Origin of the sequence: uncultured Campylobacter sp., assembly GCF_938017615.1 — a bacterium.
Taxonomy (GTDB): domain Bacteria; phylum Campylobacterota; class Campylobacteria; order Campylobacterales; family Campylobacteraceae; genus Campylobacter_B.
Genome location: NZ_CALIJA010000208.1, coordinates 1 through 7571, shown reverse-complemented (window position 1 = coordinate 7571; position 7571 = coordinate 1). Strand labels below are relative to the sequence as shown.

Annotated in this window: 4 protein-coding genes; 3 read left to right on the top strand and 1 reads right to left on the bottom strand. The window is 40.7% G+C overall.

What is annotated here, in order from left to right:
* The 3 genes from Q0620_RS10575 to Q0620_RS10565 form a co-directional block, all read left to right on the top strand.
* Positions 1-1141, top strand: a 1141-nt coding sequence (locus tag Q0620_RS10575) for a TolC family protein (protein ID WP_298785101.1), incomplete at its 5' end; no start/stop codon positions are given.
* Positions 1142-1667: 526 nt separating this feature from the next.
* The gene (locus tag Q0620_RS10570; protein WP_298785099.1) at positions 1668-2141 is read left to right on the top strand and encodes a hypothetical protein; all 474 of its coding nucleotides are present in this window, start codon (positions 1668-1670) and stop codon (positions 2139-2141) included.
* A gap of 13 nt (positions 2142-2154) precedes the next feature.
* Complete coding sequence (locus Q0620_RS10565; protein ID WP_298785097.1) at positions 2155-5793, top strand: hypothetical protein; 3639 nt, start codon at positions 2155-2157, stop codon at positions 5791-5793.
* A 488-nt stretch (positions 5794-6281) separates the two neighbouring features.
* Here Q0620_RS10565 and Q0620_RS10560 read toward each other — a convergent pair.
* Positions 6282-7571, bottom strand: a 1290-nt coding sequence (locus Q0620_RS10560; RefSeq protein WP_298785095.1) for an HlyD family type I secretion periplasmic adaptor subunit, incomplete at its 5' end; no start/stop codon positions are given.

Sequence of the window (7571 nt, the reverse complement as noted above, 5' to 3'; positions counted from 1 at the left end):
GTATCAAAAGGCCTCACGCTATCCCGAGCTTGGTATCAATGCCAATAGCGAATACGCTAAACGCTACGGCGCTCGCTATAATTCCGTGCAGATCGGCGACGATAGCCTGGTCTCGCAAAGCGGCTACGGAGATTCCGTCTCGCTTGTGCTGCGCCAAGATATATTTAAATTCGGCGCGGATGAGTTAGCCATAGAAGCTGCCGAAGAGAATATCAAACAAGCAGATCTTAAAAGATGCTCTTCGTATATGGACGGCTCCATTAAGCTTTTGGAGCTTTACGATGAGGCGCTCGGATATAAAAACAGAATAGAAATCTATGAGCGGTTAAAAGATGCCTACGAGATGCTTTATATCTACGAAAAGAGACTATCAGGTGCAGGCGAGCTAAGTAAAACCGTCCTGGCAGATCAAGCCATAGCATTAGCCGATACGAGTTATGAGTTATCTCAATTAGAACTAAACGCAAATAATGTTTTAAATAAAATTTACTCGCTCTCGGGAGTTAAAATTCCAAACGTGTTTTATCTTTCCGATCTAGGCGGAGCTAATAGTATCAGCTCAGAGTTCGTACCCTTTGAAGATAGCGTAATCGCTAAAGGATTTGATCATGAATTAGCCGCAAATGAGCTGAGCATGAAATCCATGGAGAGGCTTTATTATCCTACCGTTTCGCTCTACGGCAGATACGATCTTTACGGCAGCGATAGAGACGACTTTAGCCACGCCGGAAAGGATGTCAAAAGACATGGATATAGAGCGGGACTTACGGTGCATATGAGCCTATTTGACGGAGGCAAGCGCGCCGCACAGATCAAAGAAAAGCAGATAAACAAAGAAAGAATTTTATCTAAAAAAGAAGAAGCTAGATTAGAATACGAAAAGCAGATCGCAGATCTTAAACTATTCCTATCCAAAAAGGACGAATACGATAAAATCCTATCTAATTCCTCTAAAATTTCAAAAGATATCCTAACTATGCAAAAAAGATTAAATGCCGGCAACGAAAGCTCAAAAATCGATGTTTTAAACTCTCTAATAGCCTCTTTAAAAAAGGAGTTAGCTCTTAAAGAACACTCACAAAAAGCTAGCTTTAATATCAAAAAAGCCGAACTAATGTCTAGATACGGAAGGTGTGAGTAGAACGTTTGGTAGCCAAGTAGATGGTTTCGCGGCTAGCCCAATAGATAGTTTAAGCGGCTATAGCGTTTTAACATAGCGTCTTGCATTGATCTTTTAGACATTGCGTCACACGGTTTTAATAATCGTATTTCTCGGTTTGTATTCGGCTTTGGACTTTATGTCTTGCTCTACTATATTTAATATCTTGCCTCAATATACAAAAGTAAAATTTTAAAATTCAAGGAAGAAGTAGGCTTCAAAATTCGACAAAGCGAAAGTAGTTTTAGATTTTAAATATAGCGTAAGAATAAAAAGATAAAATGCGGCGAAATTTTTATATGAGTAGGGATTTGATGAGAGATTGCGGTAAAGAGTCGATAGTGGTCAATAAAGCTCTTTATAACGCAAGCGCTAAAACGGATAAACGCTCTGCCAAGCAAGCTCTAATAAAACAAATCCTACTTCCTACTATATATTTATGAGCGCATGGGCGAATATAAACATATCGTAAAATCTAAGATTATTAAAATTTCTTAAGGAGGAGAGAATGGCGTTTGTTACAGAACGTATTTCAGAAGAGGATATTGAAAAATATAGTTTATTGGAAACTATAAACAAAATACGTAAAAAATATGGTGATGACGAAATTAGTCTATGGTTCCTAGAAAGACTAGATTGGTGCATAGACCGAGAAAATAACACTTGGCTAATTCGTATATCGCATGATTATTTAAGAGATATAGGAGATTATGCCTTAACTAAAACGATATGGCTATTGCATTATAAAAGTAACGATATAGAGCTGGACTTGAGGCGGATTTTTAATGATGAAACGATTGGCGATCCGTATAGAATTATTTATGAGCTTCACGATATAAAAACAGATGCCGAGAATACAACCAACGATGAAATTATAGATATTTTGAAAAAAATTTTAAGCATATATGGCGGTGGCGGAGTTGGACTAGAAAATTTTACTCCAAAAGAGAAATTAAAGGCAAGCTTAATAGCCAATTTATAACAAAGGATAAAATATGAGCTATACGGTAGAACAAGCAAATGCTGAATTAAGGAAAATAGTAGAGGGTAAGTTGCCTGCAACAAAGGCTGAACTAACAAGAATAATAGAAAATTTAAGCGTGGAGACTAGCGGTCAAAAAACGGTTTTGTATTCCGGTATGAATATGAACGAAATAGATAAACTTGCTAAAGATCCAAAAATAAGGATATTAAATAATACCGAGGCTTATAAATTTTTGAATAAAATACAGGAAAATAAAGACTTTGCAGATGCTTGGAAAAAAATTAACGGAAAATATCCTGAATGGAAGCCGGACTATTCTTCGCCTGCTGATAAATTTATCGGCGGCGAAGATCCGGTTAATGGTAAACCTAGAAAGGTGGGTGCTTGGGATATAATCTCTAAAAATTTTGTAAAAACTACCAAAGGCGGAGAAATAGTAGCTTTAGTGGGAAACAATGCCAGCACTGGTAGGGTATTTTATCAAACCGAGCTCCCCGAGCTTCTCAAAAATAAAAACATTACTAAAATCAACGGCATGAATAAGGCGGACTTCGCTTCTAAACTAAATTCTTATGCTACCGACAGAGAAAAACTGAATTTTATAATAAGCGATAGAAAGACAGTGCTAGAAATAACTGGTAAAAGCGAGCTATACGAACTGAATCAAAAAGACTTCGAAACCGCTAGAAAAAATATCAAATATAACGAGATCTTGTATGTCAAAACAAAAGATTTGATCGCTCATCAAAATAAAACGGTGAACGGTAATGCCGAACATACGACAGGAAATAAAAAGCCTACAGATGCGCCGATAGCGATAGGCGACAACGAAAAGAATATAGATAAAATCACAAGAGAGATTGTTAATAATGAGAAAATGTCATATAGCGATAAGATCAAAGAGCTTGGTAAATTCGGACAAAAGAGCCTACCTAAGGTCTTTAATGCATTAAATAAAGCAGGAACAGCAGGTCTTATCTTGGGCGCAGGAGTAGCTTCGTATGAGGTTGCACAAGCTATAAAAGATGGAGATACAAAGCGAGCCTCTGAGATTATAGGTGAATATGGGGCAGCTATGGGAGGAGGATATCTTACAGCAAAAGCAGCTTTGGCTACAGTAGGAGGAACGGCAACGTTAGGAACAGCTTTACTTACGATGCTAATCAGCGCCGGAGGAAGCGAACTGGTTTTATATCTTTACAAAAATAGAGATATCCTTTTATACTTTATTAATCCTGCAGATGATAGATGGGATGGAAAAACTCCTTTTGCGGATTTCTGGTCAAGTATGCTTAAAGGAGAAAGAAGCCCTAAAGAAATATTGGAGATGGCTTCTTATTTATTTAATCCTTTTGATCCTAATTGGAAAGGTAGGGACTCTGAAGATATTGAAAGGTTCAAAGACTTTTGGTCCCCCTACCTGGACGATCCGCGCAAGTTCCTCCAAGACGCTAAAAATTTCTACGGTCAATTAATTGCCTCTATCTTTAACTTCTCCATCTACGACCCTCTCGCCCTTGATCTTAACGGAGACGGCAAGATCGGCATCAGCCCTGCATCTAACGGCGGAGCTTACTTCGATCACAACGGAGATGGGGTATCTCACAGATCATCTTGGATAAGCAAAGAGGATGGAATTTTAGCTTACGATCGTAACGGCAACGGCAAGATAGACGACGGCGGCGAGCTATTTGGAAATTTCACGCAGATAAAAGATAAAGATGGCAATCAAAGACTAGCCAAGGACGGTTACGAAGCTTTAAAAGAATTTGATAGTAATAACGACGGGCTTATAGATAATAAAGACGATAAATTTAAAGATCTTAAAATTTGGCAGGATGCGAACTTTAACGGGATCTCAGATGAAGGCGAGCTAAAGAGCTTAGATGAGCTAGGCATCGCTAGCCTAAGCCTAAATCACAATGAGGTAAACGAAGATCTAGGAGGCGGAAACACCCTAAGTCTAAAGGGAAGCTACATTAAAAAAGACGGCACCGCTCATAGTATGGGCGATCTGAATTTCAACGTAGATACGATAAACTCTAAATTTAAAGACGGGGCGCCGTTAAGCTCCGAAGATATGGCTAGAGCAAATATCAAGGGCTTTGGATTACTAAGAGATCTAAGATCCGCCGCTGCATTAAATAAAGAGTTAGCTAGCGCGCTAGATAGCTACTCTCGCTTAGGTACCAAAGAGGAGCAGCTCAAGGCTCTGCCTGCTCTTATAAAAGCCTGGAGCGAGACTGCTGTAAGAAGCACGGGCGGAAATTCTAACGGGGCAGACTATGAAGTAGGCCTAAAAGGGGTGAAGCTTCCAAGCAATGTAAGTCTAGGCGCAGGATCAAATATCAACGTAGATGCAGAAGGAAACGTGATAAACTCCGGTAATCCAAACGCCAGAAGACTAAGCCTCACTCCGTCTCAATATCAGGCTCTACTGAATAGCTCAAATTCTATAGATGAGAGCTTACTAAAGGAGTTTGAGAGCATAAAATATAAGATCAAAGTAATCGATGCTTTCACCGGCTCAAAGACTGCGGAGCTCTATTATATAAGCAACGACGATATAAAGGCTATCATCAAAAACACAAACGAGACCTATGATAAAATTTTAAACTACTCCTATGCGTCGCTACTAGCTCAAACGAGACTAAAAGGCTATGCCGATCTGATAAGTCTGGATATGATCTCCGTGCCTAACGATACGGCTGCAAACGGTGGTGCCTCGGCGGGCGATAATTCAAAATCCGATACCGCAAACGGCGGTGCAAACGCATCTGCTAAGCCGAAGTATGATTTCAGACTAAATTTCACCAAAGTAATCGATAAATTTAAAGAGATTAACTTAAGCGATCCTAAGAAGGCTTTCGTGGATTTGGCGGAGTTTACTACTTTATTTCAGAGCAAAAAGGACTTCGCCGCAGGTCTTAGCCTACTTGCCGAGTTCGCATACGGAGCGAATAAACGCGGGGTGTTGGGTGAATACATAGCCGCCATAGGGCAAGAGACACAAAATAAGCTAGACATAGCAACGATAACTTCTAATTCCAGCGGCACCAATGCAAATGATATTATGGTAGGTTCTGCCGGCAACGACACTCTCCACGGTCAGAGCGGTAATGACACCATCTACGGCGGCGAAGGCGATGACATTCTCGGCGGCGGTGATGGTAACGACACTCTTTATGGCGGCGACGGAGATGATAAACTTTACGGTAGCGACGGTAACGATACTTTAGAAGGCGGAGCCGGTAACGATAGATTGGAAGGTGGAGATTACGACGATACCTATATATTTGGTAGAGGCGATGGAAGCGATACAATCTACGATCGTCACGGTGGCGGCGATACGATTAAATTTAAAGAGGGAATTGGTAAAGAAAACATTACCTTCCAAAAGATTGCCAACGATCTGGTATTAAAATACGGCGAAAACGACACCGTCCGCATAAATAATCAATTCGGCGGCTCATCCATAGAGCAGATCGCGCTTGCTAGCGGAGAGTATATCACTGCTAGCAAGATAAATAAGATCATCGAAGATCTCAACGCTTACGCCTCAAATAACGGTATGAGCAATATCTCGATGGATGATATGAAAAATAATCCAGATATCATGCAGATGTTTACGAGTGGCTGGGGGAATTAATCCTCCACCCTCACGCTACGTGCTTCTAATGCTACGCCGTGCTTTGCTAATGACTATTTACAAAACGCCGCCGGTTGTTCGCAAAAGCTACCGGCGGTGATAATCCCGCCTATCGCAAAGATATCGTTTTTGTTAGCTTGGATTGTCGCCATCCGCCAGGATGAACAACCACTCAGATGAAAAGTAGCTGTTCAGCGGCGCGCCAAACCAGGCAAAATAGCTAATTGCTCGTGAGGGCAGCTCTGCCGAGCTACATTTGGCTAGAGGCTCGCTTGCTAGAATAAACAGCAGCTCAAGATAGAGGCGTCAGCTATCCACTCTGCTTCGGCACTACATTAAAAATTTATCAAGAGGACGTCCTTGCTTGCGTTAAATTTAAAGTGAGGTCGCGCTAGGACAGACAGGATAGGCAGTCGCTCAAACGAACAGTGTATTTGAGCAGAGACTTATCCATAGGGTAAATAACCACCTACCTCTCTCTTCCTATCCTACCTTACGCTAAGTCCTTCGTCTAGGTATTTGATGACAGGGTAGATAAATAGCTCTATTACGCGCCTTTTGCCTACTTTTACTTCGGCAGTTACGCTCATACCGGGCTCGATCTCCTTTTTGATCCCATCTACGATTAAAAATGTAGAATCCGGTCTAATCTTTACTTCGTAAATTTCTCCTAGTTTCTCGTCATTTATCGCATCGTTTGCTATGTGAATAAGCTTGCCTTCAAGCTTACCGTATTTTTGAAAGTCGAAGGTCTGAACTTTAATGGCTACGCTTTGATTATTTTCCAGATAGCCTATATCTTTATTAAGCACGTTTGCTTTGATGATCAAAGGCTTATCGCTAGGCACTATAGAGATTAAATTTTCTTGATTTGTGATGGCGGTTCCTTGCGTATTTACGAGTAGCTTTCCCACGAAGCCGTCAACCGGAGAGGATATGATCTGCTGTCTGGTTTGAAACAAGATCGCGTTGATCTCTGCTTTTAGCGAGCTTGCTTCTTTTTGCTTGGCTAGCATCTCATCGAGCCACTTGGATATGCTTTGGCTTTTAAAGGCCTCAAGCTCTTTAGCTAGCTCATCTAAATTCGCCCTTTGCTCGGCAAGTTTTTCTTTTGAAATTTTAAGATTGGAGTTTAGCTCAATTACCTTTGATTTGAGCTCATATAGATCCTTGCGCGCTATTATATCTTTTACTTTATTTAGATTGTTTAACCGCGCTTCATCTATCTTTAAAATTCCGCTTAGTCTCTCGACTTCTAAATTAGTAGAGTTTATCCCCATTTGCAGAGCTTGCATTTTTAGATTATATACGTTTATGCTCTCTTCGTAGTTTGATTTTTGCGTATTGTATAAGCTCAGCTCATCTGCGCTGATGTTAGCATCTAAACTTTTGCCCGAGCTTAGAGCGTCGAGCCTTTTTATCGAGTATTCAAGTAGAGCTAGGCTTTCTTGCTTGGTGGATAAATTTACCGTAGAGACGCTTGGATCGATTAAGATTAGATGATCGCCCTTTTTTACTCTATCACCCTCTTTAACTAAAATTTTAGAGACGACGCCGCTTTCGAGCGATTTTAAAATTTTAATCTCGCCGTCGGGTACTACTTTGCCGTTAGCGCTTACTACGATATCAACTTTGGCAAATACCATCCACAGCACGGCAAATATCAAAGCCCCGCAAGCGATCCATAAAATTGATCTTCCCAGCGGGTTTTGCGGAGCATCCTCTATCTCGATTAAAAGAGGCTTGAACTCGTTTGAATCATCCTCTATTCTTTTGAA

Excerpts from the sequence above, each read along its gene's own strand:
- Q0620_RS10570 (WP_298785099.1), top strand. The coding sequence starts at position 1,668 with ATGGCGTTTGTTACAGAACGTATTTCAGAAGAGGATATTGAAAAATAT.
- Q0620_RS10565 (WP_298785097.1), top strand. The coding sequence starts at position 2,155 with ATGAGCTATACGGTAGAACAAGCAAATGCTGAATTAAGGAAAATAGTA.